The sequence below is a fragment of the Vibrio sp. S234-5 genome, from assembly GCF_000960595.1.
In the GTDB taxonomy this organism is placed as follows: domain Bacteria; phylum Pseudomonadota; class Gammaproteobacteria; order Enterobacterales; family Vibrionaceae; genus Vibrio.
In genome coordinates this window covers 64,875-88,524 of sequence record NZ_JZAM01000072.1, presented here as the reverse complement: position 1 = coordinate 88,524, position 23,650 = coordinate 64,875, and the positions used below count along the sequence as shown (strand labels likewise).

Below are 23,650 nucleotides of genomic sequence, written 5' to 3'. Positions count from 1 at the left end.
ACCTTATAAATCTAACCTTTTACTGCACCAGACGTTAGCCCACTGATCATCTGCTTTGAGGCAAACAAATAGGTAACCACTAAGGGCAAAATCGAAATTGTAGTACCGAGCATCACCGCCCCCCACGGGGTGTTCGGTATACCTTGGACACTTCTTAACGCTTGGGTAATCACGTAGTTTTCTGGTGTGGTGAGCACAACAAGTGGCTGCATGAACATGTTCCAGAAAAAGACAAATTGGACGATGGCCAAGGTAGCAAGAGCGGGCTTCATCAATGGCAACACCACACTCCAATAGGTTCTAAACTCACCGGCACCGTCTAACTTAGCGGCTTCCAACAACTCCTTAGGAATCGATGCCACCACATGTTGACGCACGAGGAATATTCCAAAAGGTGTGGTGGTAAATGGCAGCCACACCGCCACATGGTTATCCATCAAGCCGATAAATTTCACGATCATGAAGTAAGGGATTAGACTCAGAACAGGCGGAATCATCATCGAACCTACCAACATTCCAAATAGAATATTTCTCCCTTTAAATTTGAATACAGCGAATGCATATCCCCCCATACTGCAAAACAGTAGTGAGATGGTTGTACCGATGAAGGCGACATACACGGAGTTAAACATCGCCTGCCAAAAAGGCATGATCTCTTTCAATTTGGCGTAGTTGATGGCGAGACTGTCGCCAAGGGCGAAACTAATCCCTGTTCCAAAAATCTCTGCACGATCCCGAGTGGAAAGCAAGGCTGACCAAACAAATGGGAAAACGGTCACGATGGCGGAGATAATCAGGATGATGGCCAACAGTATCATCATCATTTTGGTGACTATTTCGACCGTGTTGTCTCTTGATTTATGCACACCCATTGACACAGCCTTAACCGATTGTGTAGACATCTTAATGCTCCCCTAAGCCTTTTTTACCAAAAAAGAAGAATTGAACTAAGGTACATGTTGCGATAAGGGCAAACAGGAGCCATGAAATGGCCGATGCCGTCCCCATCTCTAACCATTCCCAACCCACTTTGTACAAGTACATAGAAATGGTTAAGCCAGCTTGCCCGGTACCACCGCCACCGCGAGTAAGTACAAACGGTTCTTCAAACAGTTGTAAGTTGCCGATGATGGTCATCGTGACAGCGAAGAAGATGAATGGGCGGATCATCGGCAATGAAATATTCCAGAACCGACGAAACGCATTGGCACCATCCATTCTCGCCGCTTCCAAAATTTCCTTCGGAATGGTCATTAAGCCCGTGGTATAGAGCACGATGTTAAAACCGGTGTACTTCCAGAAAACCATAATCGCAATCGACGGCTTAATCATGGTGGCATCATCTAGCCAGCGGATAGGCTGAAAATCATTTACCCAGGAAAATGCCCACCCAAGTAAGGTGCTGTCCGCGAGAGCTATCAAAGTCTGGTTTATGATCCCGGAACTGGGCGAATACATGTTGAAAAAGATCAGTGAAGCCGCGACCGTCGACGTGATATACGGCAGAAAGTAAGCTGAAGTTAGCCAGTGACGTAAACGGCCCCCTAATGAAACGAGAATGTACGCGATTGGGATGGCGATAAGATGCTGCGCCACGCCAGAGGTGATCGCCAGCCAAAAGGTGTTTTCGAGTGAACGCCAAAGCCACGGATCGGTGAGTGCGACTTGGTAATTTTCCAAACCGACAAAGCTCATCGCGCCCAAGCCTTCCACCGGATTCCAAGCGTGAAAAGAGAGATAAATCGAAAACAGGAGTGGAAAAACCCCAAAAATAGAGAAAATAAGGAGAAACGGCAGAAGAAAAGTATAGGGTGTAAGCGCTTTCAAATTTAGATATGAAAAAATGCGTGCAGCCAATCCTGTTCCCATGACGTTGCTTGTTGCTGATTTCATAGTAACGACCTCTTACAAAAGGAGACGCGAGATCACGTCTCCTAATTGAATATGTAATTTTGTTATAAATTGCGAGTTCGACGCTTGATGAGACGCTCTGCTTCTTTAAGCGCAGTTTTGATCTCTTTTCCTTCATCAAGCACTTCCATCAGCGCGTTTTCCAAAACGATAGAGCGAGCGACGTGATCCCCTTTTGCTGGCTGAACAGGTTTAATGTTTTTCGCAACATCGGCGAAAAGAAGTCGCGCTTTTTGTCCACCTAAAAATGGAACTTCTTGTTGAAACAACGCATCGTCATAAGTGGTGACATTGGCAGGAAAGGCAGCGATCGTTTCAAAGTGCTTTAACTGAACATCACGCTCTGTCGTCATGTATTCGATAAGTTTCCACGCTTCATCCTGATGCTTGGACTGCTTAGGAATAGAAAGGAAAGAACCACCCCAGCTACCGTAAATGCCATCCGGCAGATGTGACACCGCCCATTTACCCGCGGTATCTGGTGCAATCCAGTTCTTCAAGTGACCAAGCAACCAAGCTCCTGATAGCTGAGTGGCAAAAGTCGCGTTACGAAAACCTTCATACCATTCGTTAGACCAAGCAAGAATTCGACCATCTAGCCCCTTGTCACGAATTTTCTTCGCCACCTCAAACGCATGTACAAAACGCTCAGAGGTGACCACAGGGTTGCCCTCTTTGTCAAAATACAATCCTTCACCTTCAGGTACGGTGGTAAAGATGATTGCTTGAGCCACATCGGCGGCTGACGGGATCAACTGAATGTTGAGTTTTTTGAGCTTTTCGCCTGCCGCAATGTAGCTGTCCCAATCCTTGATGGCCTGATTGATATCGATACCCGCTTTCTCGAACAGGTCAGTACGGTAGTACATAACACCCGGCCCGAGATCAACAGGCATGCCGTAGACATCGCCGTCTGCGCCTTTTCCTTGAGCCCACGCATACGGGGCAAAACGGTCTTCAAACTTGTTCGCGCCATACTGTTGCGATAGGTTCACTAAACCACCAGAGGCGACAAACGGACCAATTTTTTCCACATCGACAACAATCACATCGCCAGCGCCAGACCCAGTGGCTAAGTTGGTGGTCAACTTAGTATGGTGATCACCGTGGTTGTTCATCAGGTAGTCCACTTTAATACCTGTTTTTTTCTCAAAATCAGGTAGCAGTACCTTTAAACTACTATCAAAATCTGGGAATCCGTCGAAGCGGATAGTGTTTTCAGCGGCAGCAGATGTGTTAGCAAGTCCTAATAGAACCGCGCTTGTTAGCGCTAAGGTCTTAAAGTTCATGGTCTGTCCTTAGGGTTAGATAGAGTTGAGTAAGTTCTTAACGGAACTTCTTGTCACTAGTGACGGCGACAAGATGAAGTTCACGTCGTTCTTCTGGTTATTAAGTTTTTTAATGGTTAACTGCACAGCTTCTGTGCTCATTTCCTCAATTGGAAAATGGATAGTGGTGAGGCGTGGTGTGAGGTAACGTGCAAAAAGAACGTTATCAAACCCCACCAATGATATTTCCTCAGGTACTGAGATCCCTTTATTTTTCAAAACCTCCAGTGCCCCAACCGCCATATGGTCGTTAGAGGCAAATATGGCGGTAAACTTCACATCGCGGTTTAGCAGTTGCTGCATCGCAAGCATTCCCGTCTCTTCGGTAAATCCAGCCGCACAAACCAGTGCTTCGTTGTACTCAAGCCCCGCTTCTTCTAGTGCTAGGCGATACCCCCGTAACCGCCCACTGGCATCTGATTTATCTAGAGGCCCGGTAATACAAGCAATATTCTGGTGCCCCATTTGCAGCAAGTGTTGCGTCGCCAGCTTTCCACCAGCTTCATTATCGATATCGATACAGCTGGACGACATATCAGCGATCACTCGGTTTATGACGACGAGAGGAATACCCTGTTTTTCCAGACTGAGTAAATAGTCATCACAGAGATACTGAGTATGGAGAATTAGCGCATCCACTTGACGACCCAAGAGGAACTCTACCGACTCTCGTTGACCTTGCTCAGTATTCGACCCTGCCGTAACCACAGCGTGATAGCCTAAACGCCGTAGTTTGCTTTCAATGCAATTCAACAAACCCGAGTAAAAGGAGCTGCCCAGCTCAGGCACCACAATACCGACGCTTCCAGTTCGACTTGACGCCAACGCTTTGGCGATTGAGTTCGGGCGATACCCTAACTCTTTTATCGCCATCTCTACTTTCACTTTCTTGTCATAACTCACTGGAGTTGTACCATTGATAACCCGCGAGACTGTCGCTTGTGACACCCCTGCGCGTTCGGATACATGCTTTATTGTGATCACCCAGAACCCATCCTTGAAATCGCTTACAAATCGATTATTCAGGATTCATGACCGTGAGATCGTGAGCTTCATCACGAGAAACTAGGCGCTGTTTCAGTGGGTCAGTAATAATTGGAAGTTCTTTACGTTTTATATCACACCGTGAAATTATTTCATGAGTTGTCTCTTTTCTCGCGTCAGAGAGACTTTTGCGCTTTGTCTGCTTGTCGCACAACAAGACAATCGGTGTTTTCGAAGGACCAAGAGAGAAAAATGAACAGCAAGTTTATGCCGTTAACTCGATTTCGCGGCGCAGCGTTTACCAAGCTCTGCGAAGCGCTTCAATCGACGTGGAATGTGAGAGATTGAGCCGCCGCAAACCGTTTCACCACCGCACTTTTTTGATACTGAGATGCGCGGGTTCGCGTCTGACTGGGCGTTTCGCCAAACAGCCGCTTGTAATAGTGATTAAACGTACCGAGATGATAGAAGCTAAAGCCAAGTGCAACGTCGCAGATTGCCCGCTGCTGCGATTGATCCAGTAATACCCGTCGCACCGCATTCAAACGGCACTCTCGCAAAAACGTCGCTGGGCTCACGCCAAGTTCTTGTTCAAAACAGTTGTGCAAGGTGCGCTGGCTGACACAGGCGATGGCACACATCTCGCTAATACTCAATGGATATTCACCGTTGTGATCAATGTATTTATATAGGCGCCGCAGCGCCTGACGCCGAGCATGGTAACTGCGCGGTTCACGTTCAGGCGACACTTGAAACGCGCTAAGACGATCCATCACCGCAGTGCGCAGCATGGCGTGCAGATGCGCTTGTGCAGCCCCTTCTTCAAGCAACTTCTGTCCGAGTATCGACAGCGGACTCAACGCATCTCGAATCAAATTCACCAGCGACCAGCAACCGTGTTGCGGCACGCTGTTTTCAACCAATACCGCCGTTTCCCACTGGGCGCTCTCCCACCGACCTTGACCGCCATATTGCAAACCGTTCAACAGCAGATCGCGCTCAATGACAATGCCAAAAATATGAAAATCCTGTGGTGTCGCCAATTCAAAGGATTCCTTCGCCGGACGAATCATTAATTGATGCGTCTGCGCTTGCAGACCATTTACTTTAGGCCGTTGACTGTCCATCGAAAAACCAATCCAAACCGCATTGGGGTTGACACAACACTCCTGATGGACAGCGTGACTGGTGTATTCCTCAAACAAATGCAAACCGGGCAACTTTATTTCATCCAGATACCCATTAAATTGCCCTGCACCGTGTTGATTATACTTTTGCTCCCAAGCACTTAGGCTTTGCGCCTGCTGATTGACATCAAAACTGTATTGTTTGCACCTCGTTGGTGCGCATGAATTCCCTTCATGAAGCAATTGAACCAAATTCATTTTCACCCTCTTGCACCAGCATTAAGCGCCATTCAATTTATCTTACTGTTTTTATTGGTTTATTTAACTTTGCCTATTTCCGTCATGCTCGCGGAACAGTTTTCGCAGTAGTTCTTGCAGTAGTTCTTGCAGTGATATTCCAAGACAAATAGCAATGTTCAGGCCGCTCAGCCCTGAGCAAACCAACACAACCAAACTGTAACGATGTAGAGAGGCACAATGCGTTCACGCTACCGATATCAATTAGGCAGTCAGATCTACCAGTTTGCTTCTTTGAAAGAAGTGATGGCGAAGGCATCGCCGCTGCGCTCCGGCGACCAATTGGCGGGGGTGGCCGCCACATCAGCAGAAGAGCGTGTGATTGCGCAGATGGTGTTGGCGGATCTGCCCCTTAAAACCTTCCTCAACGAAACCTTGATTCCGTACGAGGACGATGAGATTACCCGTCTGATCATCGATGAGCATGATGCCCGCGCATTCTTGGAGATCGCGCATCTCACTGTCGGCGATTTTCGTAACTGGCTGCTGCAAGAAACCACCACTCATATGGAGTTGGCGCGGGTTTGCGCTGGCATCACGTCCGAAATGGCCGCGGCAGTCAGCAAAATCATGCGCAATCAGGATCTGATTCTAGTGGCGAAGAAGTGTCAGGTGACCAGCGCGTTTCGCAACACTATCGGTCTGCCCGGTCGTTTATCCACCCGTTTGCAGCCTAATCACCCGACCGATGATATGAGCGGTATTGCAGCATCGATTTTTGATGGCCTGATGTACGGCAACGGCGATGCCGTGATTGGCATCACCCCCGCCACAGACAGCGTGAGTCAGGCGATTAAACTGATGAAGCTGATGGATGAAGTGATTCAGTATTATGACATCCCGACTCAGTCGTGCGTGTTGACCCATGTAACGAACACCATCGAAGCAATTGAGAGAGGGGCGCCTGTCGATTTGGTGTTTCAATCCATCGGCGGCACCGAAGTGACCAATCAAGGGTTCGGTATCAACCTCAATGTGATTGCCGAAGCCTATGATGCCGCTCTTAGCCTCAATCGCGGTACGGTCGGCAACAACGTAATGTATTTTGAAACCGGCCAAGGCAGCGCGCTGTCAGCCAACGGCCATCACAACGTCGACCAACAGACCTGCGAAGTACGCGCCTATGCACTGGCGCGCAAGTTCAAACCGTTACTGGTTAACACCGTGGTCGGCTTCATCGGCCCGGAATATCTGTTTGATGGTAAGCAGATAACCCGCGCCGGGCTGGAAGATCACTTCTGCGGCAAGCTGCTTGGCCTGCCGATGGGATGTGACATCTGCTACACCAACCACGCTTACGCCGATCAAAACGACATGGACAATCTGCTGACGCTGCTCGGCGTCGCTGAATGCTCGTTCATCATGGGCATTCCGGGCTCGGATGACATCATGCTCAACTACCAGACCACCTCGTTTCATGACGCGCTCTACGCCCGCCAAGTGTTGGGTTCCCGTCCTGCTCCAGAATTTGAGGCCTGGCTGAAGAAGATGGAAATCTTCCATCAGGATGAAGGGAAGCAACTCGCCGACCAGTTGTCGCCGCACTTTAGCCAGCCACTGCGACTGATTCAGGAGGCCGTATGAGCAAAACGCCGACTTCCTCGTTGATCCATGAGGATCCATGGCACAAGTTGCGCCAGTTTACCCAGGCGCGCATCGGACTTGGCCGCGTGGGCACCAGCATTCCAACCCAAGAGCTGTTGCGTTTTCAGCTCTCGCACGCTCAAGCGATGGATGCGGTGCATGTGCCGCTCAACGAAGCGGATCTGATTGATTCCTTAGCGCAAAAACCGGCCATTGTGCCCTATTTGCCAGCGTTTTCGCTACATAGCCAAGCCCGTGATCGCCTCACGTATCTGCAACGGCCCGATTTGGGCCGCAAGCTTGATGATGCCTCGATAGAACGTTTGAAGCAGCACAGCGATAGCACGCCAAGCCCGTACGATCTGGCGATTGTCATTGCCGATGGTTTGTCCTCTTACGCCATCAGTCATCACGCGGCGCCGTTTATCGACGCCTTAATCACGCAGCTCCATGCCGACCAACGACATGACTGGCGTATCGCGCCATTGAGCATCGTGCATCAGGGCCGCGTGGCGGTCGGTGATGACGTGGGTGAAGCAATAAACGCACGCGAGGTGTTGGTGTTGGTGGGCGAACGTCCGGGGTTAAGTTCCCCCGATAGCTTGGGGCTGTATCTGACTTGGCACCCACAGCGTGGTACCGAAGATTCACTGCGCAACTGTATTTCCAACGTGCGGCCGCAAGGGCTTCCTTATGAAGCAGCCGCGATGAAATGTTTCTATCTGCTGGCGGAATCGCGGCGGCTCAAACTCACCGGTGTTGGACTAAAAGATCGCTCCGACGATGCGATTCTCGAACAGCAACGAACTCAATTTTTCTCTTTAACTTCAACGTCATAAAATAAGGAAATTCATATGACCACATCAAACGACTATCTGGCACAACGCCAGCTTAAGCGGGGTGCCGCAGGTTGGATCTTGCTGGCTGGCTTGGGCATTTCGTACGTCATCTCCGGTGATTTCGCCGGTTGGAATTTTGGTATCGCTCAGGCTGGCTGGGGCGGTTTTGTTATCGCCGCAGTGCTGATGGGAATTATGTATCTGGCCTTGGTGCTGTCGTTGGCAGAAATGTCTGCCGCGATCCCCGCTGCAGGCGGCGGTTACAGTTTTGCACGCCAAGCCATGGGGCCGATGGGCGGTTTTTTGACTGGCCTTGCGGTACTCATCGAGTACTCTTTGGCTCCGGCCGCCATCGTCATCTTTATTGGTTCAGCAGTCAATGAACTGATTGGCCTTGATGGCCCACTGGTTTATGCGCTTTTCTATTTGGCTTTTGTCGGCATACACATTTTTGGCGTTGGCGAAGCACTGAAAGTGATGATGGTGATCAGCGGCCTAGCGGTGTTGGCGATTCTCGCCACAGCCGTTGCGCTTGTGCCTGAGTTTAACAGCGCCAACCTGTTTGATATTGCACCCACCCAAGGCGGCAGTTTAATGATGCCTATGGGGCTCTACGGCGTGTGGGCAGCCTTGCCCTTTGCGATGTGGTTGTTTCTTGCTGTTGAAGGCGTACCACTCGCAGCGGAAGAGGCCAAAGATCCGCAAAAGGATGTGCCGAAAGGGATTATCGCTGCAATGCTGTTTCTGCTGTTTACCGCGGTTTTGGTTGTGGTATTACTCAGCGGCGCGGTCGGTGCCAAAGTGATTGGCGAGAGCGCGGTTCCTTTGGTGGACGCATTAAACCTTTCAGGCCACGCACAGTTGGCAACGTTTGTGAACATTCTTGGTCTGGCAGGGTTAGTTGCCTCGTTTTTCTCGATTATCTATGGCTATAGCCGCTTGGTGTTTGCTCTGTCCCGCGCTGGGTATTTGCCGAAAAATCTCTCACTCACCAGCAAGCGCAAAGCACCGGTTCGCGCGCTGATCTATCCGGCGATGCTCGGTTTTATCATTTCGCTCACGGGTGAGGGAGATTTGATCCTCGCCATGGCGGTGGTTGGGGCAACGATCTCGTATGCGATGATGTCGGCCAGCCACATCCTGCTGCGTATTAAGTTCCCACAGATGCCTCGTCCATACAAAACCCCCGGTGGCATCGTCACGTCTGCTGTAGCCTTCGTACTGTCGATTGTCGCGCTAACCGGTGTCTACGCCTATGACGTACGCGCCTTCCTCTTTACGCTGGCGCTGTTCGCTATCGGTATGCTCTATTACTTGCTCATTGGTCAGAACAATTTAATTGCCAAAACCGCCGAAGAGGAGTTTGCCCTGCTTGACAAGGCGCAAGGCGAGCTTGAAGCGGCCTAACTGAGTTTTTCCTCAAGCCAGAGCGAAAAGAGAGCGCGATTCTCACTCTCGCGATGAGAGTGAGAATCGTCGAGGCGTAGTCTAGTTAAGGCTGCGCCGCTCCCATCTTCCCTGCTCGAAAAAGGCCAAGCCTTCTTGCTCAAAACGCGCCAGATAGAGCCACTGGTTTTCCACCAGTTGTCTGACAATCGCATGTTGCCTGATGACCGATTCAATCGCTTTTTCCGGCGCATCGATCACCACCGTCAATCTCAACGGCTCATGACGCCACCGCGAACCGTCATGCAGCGACTGAAGAGAGAGACCGATGCGCAAATCGCCGCCATTGCCTTCAAACACCCCCAAACGACCACCCACCACATTGTGCAGCGTTTTATTACCCGAACCGTAACGACGCGGGTCAACCGTGGAGGCGTAATATTGCATATTGATCCAGTTGGTCACCACCATCGGCGCAGTCATGATTTGCGCCAGCAAAGTGGCGTCGAGGTCGGCTTCACTGCAATACTCGTGCAAAAACGTGCGGCCATGCAATGGGATGCCGCGCGTGCGTTCTCTGGGCGCAATGATAAACGCGGCGTTATTCGCTAGCCCCCATTCCGGACGGGTTTGCGCCCAATCGACGCTGCGACGCTCCATCTCTTTGGCTACCTTGCTGGGCTGATTTGAATCCGCTTTGAGTCCGATTTGTGGCACGCGCTCTGCCCTTGCACTGCTTGAGGCAGCATCCAACGTCGCTTGCAATTCGCTCAGTTGTTTTTTTGTCGGATCGTCTAGGCTACCGATATCAAACAAGCGCAGCGCCTCTGTGGTGGTATTGTGCAACGCCGCGACAAAATGTGTGCTGTCTGGTATCACCACACCCCGCTGACTCAAGCCTTCACGCACCGCTTGTTGATTGAGTATCTGCGCCAACGCGCGGGCGTTGACTTCACCAGTTTGGCCGCAGCAGGCACCGCAGTCCAGACCAGCGCGCTGCGGGTTATTGGCGGTTTCACTGCCATGTCCAACTAACAGCACGATCGGCGCTAAGTACTCGGTCAAGCCCATCCCTTTTAAGGCATTTTCTGCCAGCATCACTTGTTGCTCTGTATCAGCAAACAACGTCGGGCGCAGTTGTTTCGTGTTGGCAAGCGAGAGCCCCGGCATAGCGGCGTTTTTGCGCTTCGCTGTCAAAGGCAACGCCCGTTTGACCAGTTTTCCTACATACCCCAAACCTAACGCCTCCACCAGCGTAAAGGTCGAGGCAGGCATACGCTGAAACATCGACCAGCCCGTCTCCCGCTCTAGCGCTTGTTCCCGTTGCTTGGCGATCTTGGCGTCTTGCTCCGCACAGCCAGAGCTATCACACACGGAAACACTCGGTGCTAACAGGCCCGGCAATTGCGGACGCTTGATCTGTGTGCCAATCGGATCGTAGCTGATGGGGAGGCCAAAAAAGCCAGCAAAACCCAAGGTGGCAATCTGATCCGACTGCGCTTCAAGGTGCCGGCGAATCACCTCCGAGCGCACATCGATACAAAATGCCGCTTGCACGCTGGGCTGCGATGACACTTTTGTCACTGGAAGCGCCAACTGTTGGCACAGCTGACGCTGATAGCTCAGCTCATGGGCACGCTGCCAAATCAGCCGCACCTCGCTCTTGCGCGGATCATACTGCTGAAAGTGTTGCTGCCATTGCTGCTGCCAGCGCTGCCATACCGAGCCAGAATGGCGCGCTTTGTCATCCACCAAGCACTCCCAACTCAAGCGGATCGCCAGTAAATCGACCAGTGAGTTCTCCTCTTGCTGCGACAAGTTAGCCTGCCATTTTAGATAAGCGCACCACGCCCCCCAACCGCTGACACGATACATCAACGCTTGTAGATAATCGTGCCAGTGCTCGGGGGCAATATTCAGTTGAGTTAACGCTTGGCGAATTTGTTCTTGTGCGTCTAACGCCATTTGATTGGCGAGCGCCGGAATGTGCGGCGCTTTCATCAATAGCGCGACACTGTGATCGTGGCGCAGCGTCTCGCGCCAACTTTGATAAAGGCCAATGTCGCTGTGAGGATGCCAGTCAGCTTGATCTTGGTCGAAATAGGCGGCGCAAAACTGCGCGATCTGATGAGTGACGGTGTCACACCAGGCTGGTTGTTTGAGTAAGTTTCGCTGGCTATCTAAGGTATCGCACAGCAAAGGGGCTGGCGAAGAAAATTCATCGTTGCCATTGAGGGCAGTTAGCGCGCGCTCCCTATTCCATTCTTGGGCAAAACAGGGCGACGTCAGCGCGTGCGAGAGATCTTGCGCGCTAATCGCACCGCTCTCCCACAGCTGGCGATAGTAGGCCAGCGGCATTGCCAGCGGCGAACCAGCCAGTTTCGCAAGGTGGTGAGCCACTTGGTTGAAGGGCTTGTCAACCCATGACCAATAAGGATTGACCGCAATCATTCGATCCAACGGCCAGTTTGGCGCGATACTGTTGCAGGCGGACGAAATCGCCGAGTGCAGCAGCGCGGTAAAGTCACGTTCATCACGAAGCTGGGCGGTCATATCAGTTCTCCATAGGTTGTTTTTTGACCTTTCACCTGCGTTTGCGCCTGTTCATGGCTGAAGGTGACGGGCCAGACTTTAAAGGTGAAGCGAGTGAAGAGTTCATCCAAATAAAATCCGTTGTAAGCCCACGGATAAAGGCGTTTGACCAGAGCATGATGCGCGTAATGACGTATTGCCACCTGCCCAACATAGAACAAGCAGAACACGGCGCAGACAAAAGCTAACAGCATCGGCTGGGTTTGAGCATGACTAGGGGCGATGTGGGCAAAGGCGCTGTGCCACAGCAGGTAAAGGTGCAAGACGAAACTACTTTGCAACGCACCCAATGCGATGGCAGGCAGTGATGTCGATGCGCGACGCCAAAACAGCGGCGAAAGGCCAACAATGAGAATAACGCTCACCGCCACAGGCAGGGAAACGCTTGGCCACCAAAGTTGCCAAATAAACAAGGTGCCAGTAACGAGGGCGGCGGAGAACAGCACTGCACTTAACATCCCTTGGATGGTTTGCGCCTGCGGCTGATAATCTTGCCGTACCGTTTGCTCGACCACGTCGCCCGCTGAGAGGAAACTGTAGGCTTTGTACAGCGAGTGAGCGAGCAAATGCAGCAGTGCCAACTCGTACAATCCAAGGCCAATTTCCATCAGCATAAAGCCCATTTGCGCGCAGGTTGACCATGCAAGGCGAACTTTAATGCTGATGCGCGTCATCATCACCCATCCGGCTAACAGCGCCGTCAAACTGCCGACCACCACCAGTAAGGTTTGCGCAGCGGGGGCCAAACTGATTAACGCCGCCAGCGATATCAAGACAAATCCCCCCATGTTGACCACCCCGGCGTGCAACAGTGCAGAGACCGGCGTCGGCGCTTCCATCACCTGAATTAACCAGCCATGCAGCGGCAATTGGGCGGTTTTTAAAATCGCGGCAAAAGCAAACAGCAGTGCGGCCAAGTTCAATGAAAGAGGAAGATGTTGCCACTGCGCCAGTTGTTGGCTGATGGCGGAAAGGGAGAATGTGCCCAAAGCATGGTAAAGCAAACCAAGCGCGCCAAGCAGACAGAGGTCGGCCAGTCGGCTAACGATAAACTTTTTGTGCGCGACGATTTTGGCCGCTTTGCGATCGCGATAGTGGGTGAGCAAAAAGTGCAAACCGAAACTGGTCGCGCTCCACGCGCCTGCCATCAGTAGCAAGTTGTCACTCGTCACTAACACGGCAACCGCAAACAGGGTAAACAGCATCGCCCGAACAAACCGCGGCTGCCCTTTGTCGCCGTCAAGGTAGCGTGAAGCGTAACCAACAATCACCCAACCAAGCAGGGCGACTAAGATCACCATCAGCAGATTGAGCAGAGGCAGCGTCACATTGACCTGCGATACGACTAAAATGGGTAAACAAAACGCCACAAGTAGCGCGACTAAGGTGGTGATTCGTGCCATCAGCCAATGATGCTTTCTGCTCATCAGACTAAGCAAAAAGCCACTCCCGTAAACGGCGGCAAACAGTGAACCGCCCAATGTGAACAGCATAAACACTCCTGCTGGAAAAAATAAACGCTCAGGAGTGGTATGTTGCAGCGAGCGAATTGAGATGTAAAATAGATAGATATGCACAAACCATTCTTTAATTGTGAACGATAAAATGCGAACGCTGAATTTTCATCATCTGCACTACTTCTGGACGGTCGCCAAAGAGGGGCATTTAACCCGCGCGGCACAAAAGCTCAACGTGTCCCAATCCGCCTTGTCTTCTCAGATCAAACAGTTAGAAGGCCAACTGGGGCACGATCTGTTTCATCGCCAAGGGCGTGCGCTGCTGCTCACCGATGTAGGTCACTTGGTGCTTGAGTATGCCGAGAGTATTTTTAACTTAGGCAGTGAACTGCTTTCCGTGATGGAAAGTGGTGAGCAGCACCGAGTGCAGCAACTGCGTGTTGGCGCCGTCGCGACGTTATCTCGTAACTTTCAGGAAAACTTTCTGCGCCCGGTGATTGGGCAAAATAACGTCACGCTGGCGCTCAAGTCATCAAATTTCGACGATTTGCTGGAGCAGCTTCGTGTGCATAAATTGGATTTGGTTTTGTCTAATCGCCCGGTTCCCTCCGACTCCACTACCCCTTGGCGCTGCAAACGAATCGCGCAGCAAGGTGTCTGCCTTGTCGGCCCCAATACCAGCGCGTTGAACGCCCTGCGTTTCCCACAAGATTTGGACAAAACCAAAGTGATCTTGCCCGGCCCAGAGAGCGAGATCCGCACTCAATTTGATCTCTATTGTGAACAACACGCACTCACTGTCCGCCCGTATGCCGAGGTTGACGACATGGCCATGCTGCGACTTCTGGCGCGGGACTCAGGCGCCGTTGCCGTGATCCCGGAAGTGGTGGTGCAAGATGAGATTCAGGCGGGTCTTTTGAAAAACTACGCGACGTTAGAGACCGTCACCGAAAGCTTTTATGCCATTACCGCGAAAAGGCACGTTGAACTCCCCATCTTAAAAGCGCTGTTTAACCTTCTGGGATGAGCGGCGCCAGTTAACCACAGAGGAATTTTGGGTCGCCAACATATGGACAAGCTACATGCTTCATTTCACGCAAGTTCAAAAAGAGAAATCACTCCTTGTAACTATAACGAATGCTTAACAAAGGATCCCCTTCCCAACTCTTCGCAATGAACACTTCTCACTAGGAATAAATATTTCAAGCATCAAGTTATTATAAAAAAAGTTGCATAACCGATTTTTGCCTACTACTTTTTGATAGCCAGAAATAAGCAGTCTGGTTGATTGATTCAACCGACCGATAAAACTGCAATGATATCGTTGAGCTAGGAGAAAAAACGCATGACAGAACTGCACAACAACGAGTTTTCCTTCAACATTGAAGGCCTATCAGAAATATCCTTTGTTGAAACAGACCACAAAGTCACCAGCGGCCAACCATATAAGGGGGTTAGCTGCAAGGGAAAAACCCTTATCGTAAAAGCCGGACGTCATAACTCAAAGGGGGTAGCGAAGTGGTTCCAAGACAACACCAGAGAAGGCGGATGTATAGCAAAAACATTCAATGACAAACGACCTGAAGAGCTCAATTTTGCCGTTCGTGGCAAGCTATCTCTTTATATTCATGGCATCACTTACACTATCGATGACTTCGTGATAGGACAAGGCCACTTTCTATCGAACAATAATTGGTGGATTGGTTCAAAGGAGATGTTCGGCGTAACGTGGGGCAATGTAAACCAGCACTACGCCGAAGATTTAGTGAAAGACTCTCTGCGTGTTGTCAAAAACATTATTTCCGAAAACCCTGTTGGTAGTATCGTCGGCAGCGCCAAGCTCATCGTTGATATTCTAGGCAAACGCAAAGTTGGCTCTGGCTCTATCGCAGCGCAAACCAGTGAGTCCGACACCGAAGTCGAGCTGTTTTTATTTCAAATGGATAATTCTGATACCAACGCAAGCATGACTGGTCGTTACCAACATCCATAACGTTTCCCAAGCTAAGTTGGCTTGACGGCAGGTAAACGCAGTTAGACCACATTTGCTCATAAATTCATACCATAAAAATAGCGAGTTTTTTGCTTGTGAGAGCGCCCATCCATTAAAGGTGCATCTCGATAAACAATCGACATTGGAGAAAGATATGACTTACGTAGAGACTCGTAACTGGATGAGTGCGCTAGATCATCAATTGACACTGGACCAAATTTCTCTGCCTGGTACTCATGACTCCGGTACACAGAAAGCACCTGCTGGCCCTGCCCGAACGCAAAATTTTGGTATTTATACTCAGCTAAATAACGGCATTCGTTTTCTTGACATCCGTGTCAAAGCAAACGATTCCAAGCTTGACCCTCTAAGCATTTTCCATGGCATCGTCAACTGCGATATTTCTTTCGCAGATGTGCTTGATGATTGCCAGCAATTCCTTTCTGAAAATCCGACAGAAACGATCGTTATGCTCATGAATGCGGCGACAGGTAACGGGAACGATATACAGGTAAAGTTTGATGAATACATCGCTCAGAAAAAGTACCAGCATCTTTTTTATTTAGGGTCACGAATGCCGACATTGACAGCAGTTCAAAGTAAGATCGTCCTACTCAGACGCTTCCCTGGCAACATGGGAATAGACCTGTCCAAAGGTTGGAAAAAAAATAAAACCTTCACGCTAACAACGCCAGAAAACCAAGTGTTTGCGATAGAAGATCAGTATCAAGAACACGACACACGGAAGAAAATGGCAGCCGTCCAAGCTTCAATTGACAGTGCCATAGCAGCACCTGACGATGGTGTGATGCATCTGACCTACAATAGCATTAGTTTCTCTTTACTTGGCCATACCCCTTACCAGTATGCTTGGGGGGGTGGCATCGGTAAAATCAGCCCGAAAATGAATCCAGGTCTTGCCGAGTTCTTACGTGGCAAGAAAAAAGGAAACAGGTTCGGGATCGTGGTGTTGGATTTTTATAATAATGAATTGGGCCATATAGACAACAGCGTTACAGAGCTTGTTATCAGCACCAATCCCGGTGTCGCCTTGAATAACAACGCGAATGAGCGCGATCCAATCGTCAACCACAAAGACCATTCCTATATATAAATTATATGTCTGATTTTAAATCACTATTTCCACATGGGATGGCCGTTTTCGGCCGTCTTTGAGGCTTCATTGGCGGCGATTCTCTCGTCATACATAGCTCATCTGTCTATGGACTCGCAAAGGATGCATTGATATGAACACAACTCTTGATATTGCCATTGTCGGTGGTGGCGTTTCTGGCGTTTACAGCGCGTGGCGATTACAACAGCACCAAGGCTGCGACAAACGTATTGCTCTATTTGAATACAGCAACCGGATTGGTGGCCGGCTTTATAGTCGCAAACTACCAGGACTGCCTAATGTGGTTGCGGAATTGGGAGGAATGCGTTTTATTCCTGAATCGCATTTAATGGTGGATGCACTCGTTGGCCAACTGGGCCTTAAAACAAAAAATTTTCCTATGGGATCTGATTTACCCCTTTATCCAAAATCAAGCGACCCCAGCCAAGAAAACGTCAAAGCAGGCAGCGCAAACAACCTCTTTTATCTACGTGGTCATTACTTTCGTTTTCGTGATTTTACCGAATATCCAGACCGCATCCCATACAAGCTGACTAGCTCAGAGAGAGGTTATGGGCCGGAAGATCTGCAAGTCAAAGTCATGAACTTAATCTGTCCTGGCTTTGCCGACATGACTCTCAGCGAACAAATGAAAGTCAAGATTAATGGTAAAGAAATCTGGCGGTATGGATTTTGGAACTTACTCGAACAAGTCCTAAGCAACGAAGCCTATTTATTTATGAAAGAAGCGGGGGGTTACGATGCAAACGTTGCTAATGCCAGTGCTGTAACTCAATTACCGGCTACCGAGTACAGCGATGATACGACCTTTTTGACTTTAGAAGATGGTTTTCAAGCTCTGCCTTTAACGCTCTGCGAGCAGTTTGAGGCAATGTGTGGTTGCCTACCTCAAGACGAGCGGGTCAACATGAATCATCGCTTAGTCTCAATCAATATCGATAACGAAGAAGCTTTCCCTTATGAATTAGTTTTCCAGCCGACCACAACGTGTGACAAAGGTCACACCAAAGATGCCTGTCGAGCTCACTTTGCCGTACGAGCTAAGCAAGTGATACTTGCAATGCCAAGGCGTTCGCTCGAATTGATCGAATCGCCATTTTTCAACGATCCTTGGCTCAAAGAAAACTTGCCTTCTGTGCTGATTCAAAAAGCCATTAAGATGTTTATGGCATACGAGCAGCCTTGGTGGCGCAGCCTAGGTTTAGTCGCTGGTCGCTCGGTCACTGACTTACCAATTCGTCAAACTTACTACATGGGTACCGAGTGCGACCAATTTAACGGCGAACACAACACAAATTCATTACTCATGGCCTCTTACAACGATATTGGCACCATCCCGTACTGGAAAGGTCTCGAATCGGGCGAGCCTTACCTCGGATACAGACCCGCCTATGGTTGTGAAGAATTTACTGAAAGCGACATTGTGCCTCGTAACCAATACCAGATAACACATGACATGGTCATCGCTGCGCATCGTCAAGTAGAAGCCCTACACGACCAAAAGAACCTACAAATGCCCTATTCAGCAATTTACCAGCAGTGGGGAGATGATCCGTACGGTGGTGGTTGGCACGAGTGGAAAGCAAATTATCGTTTGGATGAGATAATTTGCCGAATGCGTCACCCAGTCAAAGAGCAAAAAATCTACATCATCGGTGAAGCGTATTCTTATGAACAAGGCTGGGTCGAAGGTGCCTTAAACACCGCTGAATCGACGCTTGCCGAATTCTTCACCCTGCCGACCCCAAACTGGGTTGTCGCCCATAAAAACTACAATGAGTGGAAGAAAACCCATTTCAACTACTTACCGATTGACTGCGGCAACGGGAAATGCAGTTTAACCTCTGCAACGTCGCAGCCCAACGCGTTAGCAGATACCCTAAATGAAGTCACTGAGTTTGCGTATGAGGGAATCAATCATGAGTATTGAAATGGTCCGTGTCGCTGACTACCTTCTACTGCGCCTAAAAGAGCTCGGGCTTGAGAAAGTTTTCCAAGTGCCTGGCGATTATGTGCAAGAATTCATGACCGCGCTTGATGAGTTTGAATGCATAGACGCTGTTGGCGATCTCACTGAGTTAGGCGCAGGTTATGCTGCAGATGGTTATGCCAGATGCAAGGGTATCGGTGCTGTCTCGGTGCAGTATGGCGTTGGTACCTTCAGTGTGCTCAATGCCATTGCTGGCGCCTATGTGGAACGAAATCCTATTGTCGTTATTACGGCAAGCCCTTCCCTAGATGACCGTGCAGTCATCGCCCAAACAGGCGCTTTATTCCATCATGCTACGGATGATTTGCAGGCAGATAAACGTGTATTTGAATCGGTCACTGTCGCCTCGGAGATCTTAAGTGACAAAGCGCAAGCGCCTTGTCAAATTGACCGAGCGCTTACGCTTGCCATGACTGAAAAGCGCCCTATTTATCTCGAAGCTTGGCAAAACGTTTGGGGCGAAAAAGTGCCTGCGCCGACCGCTCCCCTTTTGTTTCCTCTACTTAACGTTAACCTAAACATGCAAACACAACTCGTTGAGGATATCGAAAGTCGCTTGCGCGTTGCCTCTTATCCGCTACTTCTCTTTGGTATTGAAGTGGCTCGATTAGGGCTCGAGGACAAAGCAGCAACATTACTCGACGTTTTGAACGTTCCTTATACCACGACAACACTCGCTAAATCTGTGTTGGACGAATCTCAAGGCACTGGGAAAAGCCACTTTATCGGTACTTATGCCGCAGAAGCGTCTAATCCTGAAACGTCTTATTTAGTGAACAAAGCCGACGCCATAATCGCGCTAGGCGCAATTTTTACCGATGACTATTTAACCATGCTCACAACTCAAAGTGCTCAGCTTGCTCGTGTAAACATGAGTGAGGCTCGAGTTGGATTGAATAGTACCTATCTTCACATTAGCCTTGAAGAAACGATCGATCAGCTCATAGAACGTTTTGTAAGCAGACCACTTAACAACACATGGCTACAATCGCTTCAAAAAAACTATAGTTGCCATGAGGAGTATTGCACGATAACCAACAAAGACGAGCTGATAACCTATGAACGCTTTTTTGATGTATTTCAAGCCGCTTTGCGGCAAAAAAAAACCATTAAAGAGGCGAACCTCATCCTCGGTGAAAGCTCTTCGCTCTATATGGCCGCTCGTCTCACAGGGATACGCCAAAATCATTTTATCAGTGATGCAGCGTGGGGATCGTTAGGCCATGAAACGGGCTGTGCACTTGGGGTAAAATTAGCAAGCCAACGGCAAACGATCGTCATCGCAGGCGACGGGGGCTTTATGATGATGGCACAAGCTCTTTCAACACTTGCCCGAAATCAATGCAATTGTGTCGTGTTTGTCATGAGCAACAGGGTTTATGCGATTGAGCAATCCTTTGTCGACATTTGTGCGTTCACTCCCAACGGGGATTTTGCCCCCTTTGATGAACTACCACAATGGCACTACGAGAGCCTAGCAAAAGCCTTTAGCAATAGTGAAAGCAAAATTGATTACTTCGCCGTAGAAAGTGTCGCTTGCTTAGAAAAAGTACTTGATCACATTAGTCCGCTCGTCACCCACCCCACTCTTGTCGAGGTCAAAATCAATAAGCACGACCTAGCACCAGCGATTAAAGCATTAGCTGAGTCTGTGACAGGAAAAAAAATTGCCCACTGCCAAACGTACAAATAAGAATGAAGGATGAACCATGAACAACATGAACAACATGAACAACATGAACAACATGAACAACATGAACAACATGATGCAAAATGTCAGATACGAAGATCAAAATACACCATATGAGCAACTGCTCAGAGCGGAACAATTAATGGCCAGCTATCAGCAGTTGCTCACTGCGTTTATTGAGCAACTCCAAGCCCTAAAAATAGAGTATCTGACTTCGACTCACACCCCTGACTCAGAAACAGAAGGGCTAACTAAATATCTCGCTCAGACAGTGATTTTTAACACCCGTCTACGTGCCTATCCTGCGGTGATCGTGATGTGTAAAAGCAACGATGATGTCGTCCAGGCTTACCAACATGCGATTGCGTTAAACCTACCCATTCGAGTGCGATCGGGTGGGCACGATCACGAAGGCGAGTGCACAGGCAACGATGTGATATTGCTAGATTTGAGTGGGTTAAAGAAATTGTGCGTAGAGGGTGATGAAAAGTCTGGTTTTATTGCTCACATTGGATCTGGCTATCGTTTCTATCAGTTAGTACCTAAACTTGCAGCTCATTCACCTCCAATCACCATTCCCCACGGCACTTGCGCAACCGTTGGTTTAGCTGGTTACATCCAAGGGGGCGGCTGGGGGCCATGGACACGCCGCCATGGAATGTGCTGCGAATCCCTTATCGGCGCTAAAGTGCTTGTAGAAAATGGCAGCATCTTAGAGGTTAATGAACAATCTCACGGCGATTTGCTCTGGGCACTGCGTGGTGGCGGGGCATTCAGCTATGGTATCGTGCTAGAGTTTTCAGTTAAGGCTTTTGTCATCCCTAACGAAATCCACCGATTTGAGATTCATTGGAACGACGATGACACAGATTCAACCGAGGAAACGACCTACGAAGTTCTATCATATTGGGAAAAGGCCATTAATGACCCCAGCACAATAGGCTTAGTTGGCACAAATTTAAAAATCGATGCGATTGCCAAGACAGATACAAATGCTCAAATACTGATTAATAGACTAAAACACCCTTGTACCATGTATGGTTACTGGGAAGGCGACCCACAATCCCTCAGTCAATTTACAAACAAATATTTTCCCAGCAGCAAGCACCGCATTACTGGCACTGATACACCCAAATCTTATTCACCTTCTTTAATGGGAAATTGGGCACGTAAATCACTCGGTGGTAAACTCAACACCTCTTTAAAAGACGCTCATGAACCATTTAAACCTGACTATGATGAACCCGCACCCCATAAAATCACCTCAAAAGTAGTGAGCGAGCAAGGGCTTGAGGATCTTGGTAGAACACAGCTATTAAAATCCCTCACCTCATCGCTACTTTTTGAAAAAAATCAAGAGTTAGGGCTATTTAGTTATGTGACGCTTGGTGCGATAAACGGCCCATTCTATGCCGACGAAGATTCAGCCAAAGCCAGTGAACGAATGGCATTCCCGTACGCAACATCACAATACACCATTCAATATCAAACATGGTGGAATGAGTGCTTCAACCAAAAAGCGCTAGGACAAAACAATGCCGTTTTCAACTACGTTAATCGTGCTTTAGATTGGATGGAAGTTTGCCGCGATAGCGAAATTAATGGCACCAAAGGCGCATTTATTAGCTTCAAAGACAGCTCGATTCCTACTAAAACCTACTTCTTAGACCATTATGAAAAGTTGATCAATATAAAGCAAAAGTACAATCGCCAACCATCGAATCAAAATAGCGATCTTCCAGGCACCGCCTATAACCACTATAGAACCCGAAAAACGATCATCTAGTTCAACGGCTTAGTCACTATTGTTGACATCAAAAATCAACCCATGCAGTCATTGCATCTGACTCGCATGGGTTATTCAGTAACGTCTCATCACTCTGCGGATCAACTCGGCACCAAAGCCATATCAATTCGGATATTCACAAGCGTCGCATCCGTTTAATGTTTACGACTAGATGTCATGCGCTAACTGAGCTTATAACGCGTCCAAACTTGCGAGCGCCAACGCCTTGCCATGATAAGACCACGGAACCACTCGTCGAGGGCAATCGCCATCCATGCACCGAATACGCCATAGCCCCAGTGAATACCAAGCAGATATGAAAACACCACGCCTAAGCCCCACATGCTCAAAATGCCCATTTGCACTGGGAACTTGATGTCTCCTGCCCCTTTGAGCGCCGAGATGAAAATCAGGTTAAACACACGCCCCGCTTCCAACACAATGGAGCCCATAACTAGGGAACCCGCCAACAAGAGGATCTCCGGCTGCTGAGTAAACAGAGTTAAGATCGCATCACGCATAAAGTAGATGGAGCTCGCCACCGTGACCGAAGAGGCAAAGCCAACCAAAAAGTAGAGTTGCACCCGTTTGGTGATGCTCTCTACCCAGCCTTTGCCAATGTAGTAACCGGTTTGAATTTGCGTCGCTTGGCCAATGGCCAGTGCAAACGCAAAAGAGAAACGTGCGATGTTCTGCGCGTAGGTAAACGCCGCAAGAGACGAAGTGCCCATCTGCACCACAAAATAGACGATGGTGATTTGCGCCATATTGTACGAAAGCACTTCCCCTGCGTTCATGCCGCCGATTTTGAGGATTTTCTTATAGACCGCTTTGGGCACTTGCGCGAGGGAACGCATCGGCAAGGCGATGGAACTGCGCCACAGCAGCACGCCCAGAATCGTTGTGCCGATCACCTGGCTGGCTACCGTTGCAATCGCCACGCCTTGCACGCCATACACGGGCAAACCAAACGGCTGATAGAGCGCAATGTAGTTACCGATGATATTGAGCACGCCACTGATGAGGTTAACCGTCATCGGCGAGCGCGAATAACCGTGGCTGCGCAAAATGGTGGTGAACACAATGCCAATGGTGACGTTAAAGGTCATCGCCCCGCTGATGAGCAGATATTCTTGCGCGTATTGTTCCACCTGCGCTTCCAAGCCGTAGTAAGGGAGCAAATGCATCGCACCGAGCACCGCCAACACGCTGAGGATCACGCCGATGACGCTGGAAAGCGCAATACTCGCCACCCCTACATGGGTGGAATCTTGATCGCGCCCAGCTCCGTTGTATTGAGCAATCAGGATCCCAGTGCCACTGCTAACAAAGGTAGAGACAATGATGAGGAAGAATGTCAGTTGGGTGATCACGCCCACCGCGGAAACCGCTTTGTCTGAATAACCAGAGAGCATGAATACATCACTGGTGCCGAGCGCTGTCCGTAGCAAAATCTCCACTAATATCGGCCACGCGAGCGTCACGATAGACATGCGTTGGTTGATATTTTGGGTTTTAGCCATGTTGTTGACCTTAAGGTTGAAAATACAC

The 23,650-nt window shown here is 49.4% G+C and carries 17 protein-coding genes; 9 read left to right on the top strand and 8 right to left on the bottom strand.

The window, feature by feature from the left end; genetic code table 11:
• Nucleotides 1–11: 11 nt before the first annotated feature.
• From UF06_RS03155 to UF06_RS03135, 5 genes are all read right to left on the bottom strand, one after another.
• Nucleotides 12–902 carry a carbohydrate ABC transporter permease gene (locus UF06_RS03155; RefSeq protein ID WP_045569141.1) on the bottom strand — a complete coding sequence of 297 codons (891 nt, stop codon included), beginning with the start codon at nt 900–902 and terminating at the stop codon, nt 12–14.
• A 1-nt stretch (nt 903) separates the two neighbouring features.
• A complete protein-coding gene (locus UF06_RS03150) occupies nt 904–1,869 on the bottom strand; it encodes a sugar ABC transporter permease (RefSeq protein WP_171816689.1) in 966 nt (321 codons plus the stop codon).
• 86 nt (nt 1,870–1,955) lie between these two features.
• Nucleotides 1,956–3,200 carry an extracellular solute-binding protein gene (locus tag UF06_RS03145; RefSeq protein WP_045569139.1) on the bottom strand — a complete coding sequence of 415 codons (1,245 nt, stop codon included), beginning with the start codon at nt 3,198–3,200 and terminating at the stop codon, nt 1,956–1,958.
• A gap of 15 nt (nt 3,201–3,215) precedes the next feature.
• A complete protein-coding gene (locus tag UF06_RS03140) occupies nt 3,216–4,223 on the bottom strand; it encodes a LacI family DNA-binding transcriptional regulator (RefSeq protein ID WP_045569138.1) in 1,008 nt (335 codons plus the stop codon).
• A 320-nt stretch (nt 4,224–4,543) separates the two neighbouring features.
• Nucleotides 4,544–5,608, bottom strand: coding sequence for a helix-turn-helix domain-containing protein (locus UF06_RS03135; RefSeq protein ID WP_226972233.1), 1,065 nt, complete (start codon nt 5,606–5,608; stop codon nt 4,544–4,546).
• A gap of 219 nt (nt 5,609–5,827) precedes the next feature.
• Between UF06_RS03135 and UF06_RS03130 the strand changes: the two genes are divergently transcribed.
• From UF06_RS03130 to eat, 3 genes are read left to right on the top strand one after another with little or no spacing between them, the layout of a single operon-like run.
• On the top strand, nt 5,828–7,231 hold the full coding sequence (locus UF06_RS03130) for an ethanolamine ammonia-lyase subunit EutB (RefSeq protein WP_045569137.1): 1,404 nt from the start codon (nt 5,828–5,830) through the stop codon (nt 7,229–7,231).
• Nucleotides 7,228–8,070 carry an ethanolamine ammonia-lyase subunit EutC gene (gene eutC, locus UF06_RS03125; protein ID WP_045569136.1) on the top strand — a complete coding sequence of 281 codons (843 nt, stop codon included), beginning with the start codon at nt 7,228–7,230 and terminating at the stop codon, nt 8,068–8,070. The genes UF06_RS03130 and eutC overlap by 4 nt, the downstream gene beginning before the upstream one ends.
• A 15-nt stretch (nt 8,071–8,085) precedes the next feature.
• Entirely contained in the window at nt 8,086–9,477 is a 1,392-nt protein-coding gene (gene eat / locus UF06_RS03120) for an ethanolamine permease (protein ID WP_045569135.1), read from the top strand.
• Nucleotides 9,478–9,558: 81 nt separating this feature from the next.
• Here the strand turns inward: eat and UF06_RS03115 are convergent, their stop codons facing one another.
• Together UF06_RS03115 and UF06_RS03110 are read right to left on the bottom strand one after the other, a co-directional pair.
• Entirely contained in the window at nt 9,559–12,009 is a 2,451-nt protein-coding gene (locus UF06_RS03115; RefSeq protein ID WP_052702502.1) for a DUF2309 domain-containing protein, read from the bottom strand.
• Entirely contained in the window at nt 12,006–13,541 is a 1,536-nt protein-coding gene (locus UF06_RS03110) for an NADH-quinone oxidoreductase subunit L (RefSeq protein WP_045569174.1), read from the bottom strand. Before UF06_RS03110 ends, UF06_RS03115 begins: the two co-directional genes overlap by 4 nt.
• Before the next feature lie 112 nt (nt 13,542–13,653).
• On the opposite strand from UF06_RS03110, the gene UF06_RS03105 reads away from it, so the two are divergent.
• The 6 genes from UF06_RS03105 to UF06_RS03080 all read left to right on the top strand — a co-directional run bounded on the left by UF06_RS03105 (nt 13,654) and on the right by UF06_RS03080 (nt 22,099).
• On the top strand, nt 13,654–14,532 hold the full coding sequence (locus UF06_RS03105) for a LysR family transcriptional regulator (protein WP_045569134.1): 879 nt from the start codon (nt 13,654–13,656) through the stop codon (nt 14,530–14,532).
• A 318-nt stretch (nt 14,533–14,850) separates the two neighbouring features.
• Nucleotides 14,851–15,498 (top strand): hypothetical protein, encoded by a 648-nt coding sequence (locus tag UF06_RS03100; RefSeq protein WP_045569133.1) that lies wholly within the window; start codon nt 14,851–14,853, stop codon nt 15,496–15,498.
• Between the two features lie 154 nt (nt 15,499–15,652).
• Complete coding sequence (locus UF06_RS03095) at nt 15,653–16,612, top strand: phosphatidylinositol-specific phospholipase C (protein WP_045569132.1); 960 nt, start codon at nt 15,653–15,655, stop codon at nt 16,610–16,612.
• Nucleotides 16,613–16,745: 133 nt separating this feature from the next.
• Nucleotides 16,746–18,563 carry an FAD-dependent oxidoreductase gene (locus tag UF06_RS03090; RefSeq protein WP_045569131.1) on the top strand — a complete coding sequence of 606 codons (1,818 nt, stop codon included), beginning with the start codon at nt 16,746–16,748 and terminating at the stop codon, nt 18,561–18,563.
• On the top strand, nt 18,553–20,316 hold the full coding sequence (locus UF06_RS03085; RefSeq protein ID WP_045569130.1) for a thiamine pyrophosphate-binding protein: 1,764 nt from the start codon (nt 18,553–18,555) through the stop codon (nt 20,314–20,316). The genes UF06_RS03090 and UF06_RS03085 overlap by 11 nt, the downstream gene beginning before the upstream one ends.
• 16 nt (nt 20,317–20,332) lie before the next feature.
• Nucleotides 20,333–22,099, top strand: a complete 1,767-nt coding sequence (locus UF06_RS03080) for an FAD-dependent oxidoreductase (RefSeq protein WP_226972235.1) — start codon at nt 20,333–20,335, stop codon at nt 22,097–22,099.
• 182 nt (nt 22,100–22,281) lie between these two features.
• Here the strand turns inward: UF06_RS03080 and UF06_RS03075 are convergent, their stop codons facing one another.
• Complete coding sequence (locus tag UF06_RS03075) at nt 22,282–23,622, bottom strand: MATE family efflux transporter (RefSeq protein WP_045569129.1); 1,341 nt, start codon at nt 23,620–23,622, stop codon at nt 22,282–22,284.
• Nucleotides 23,623–23,650: the final 28 nt, after the last annotated feature.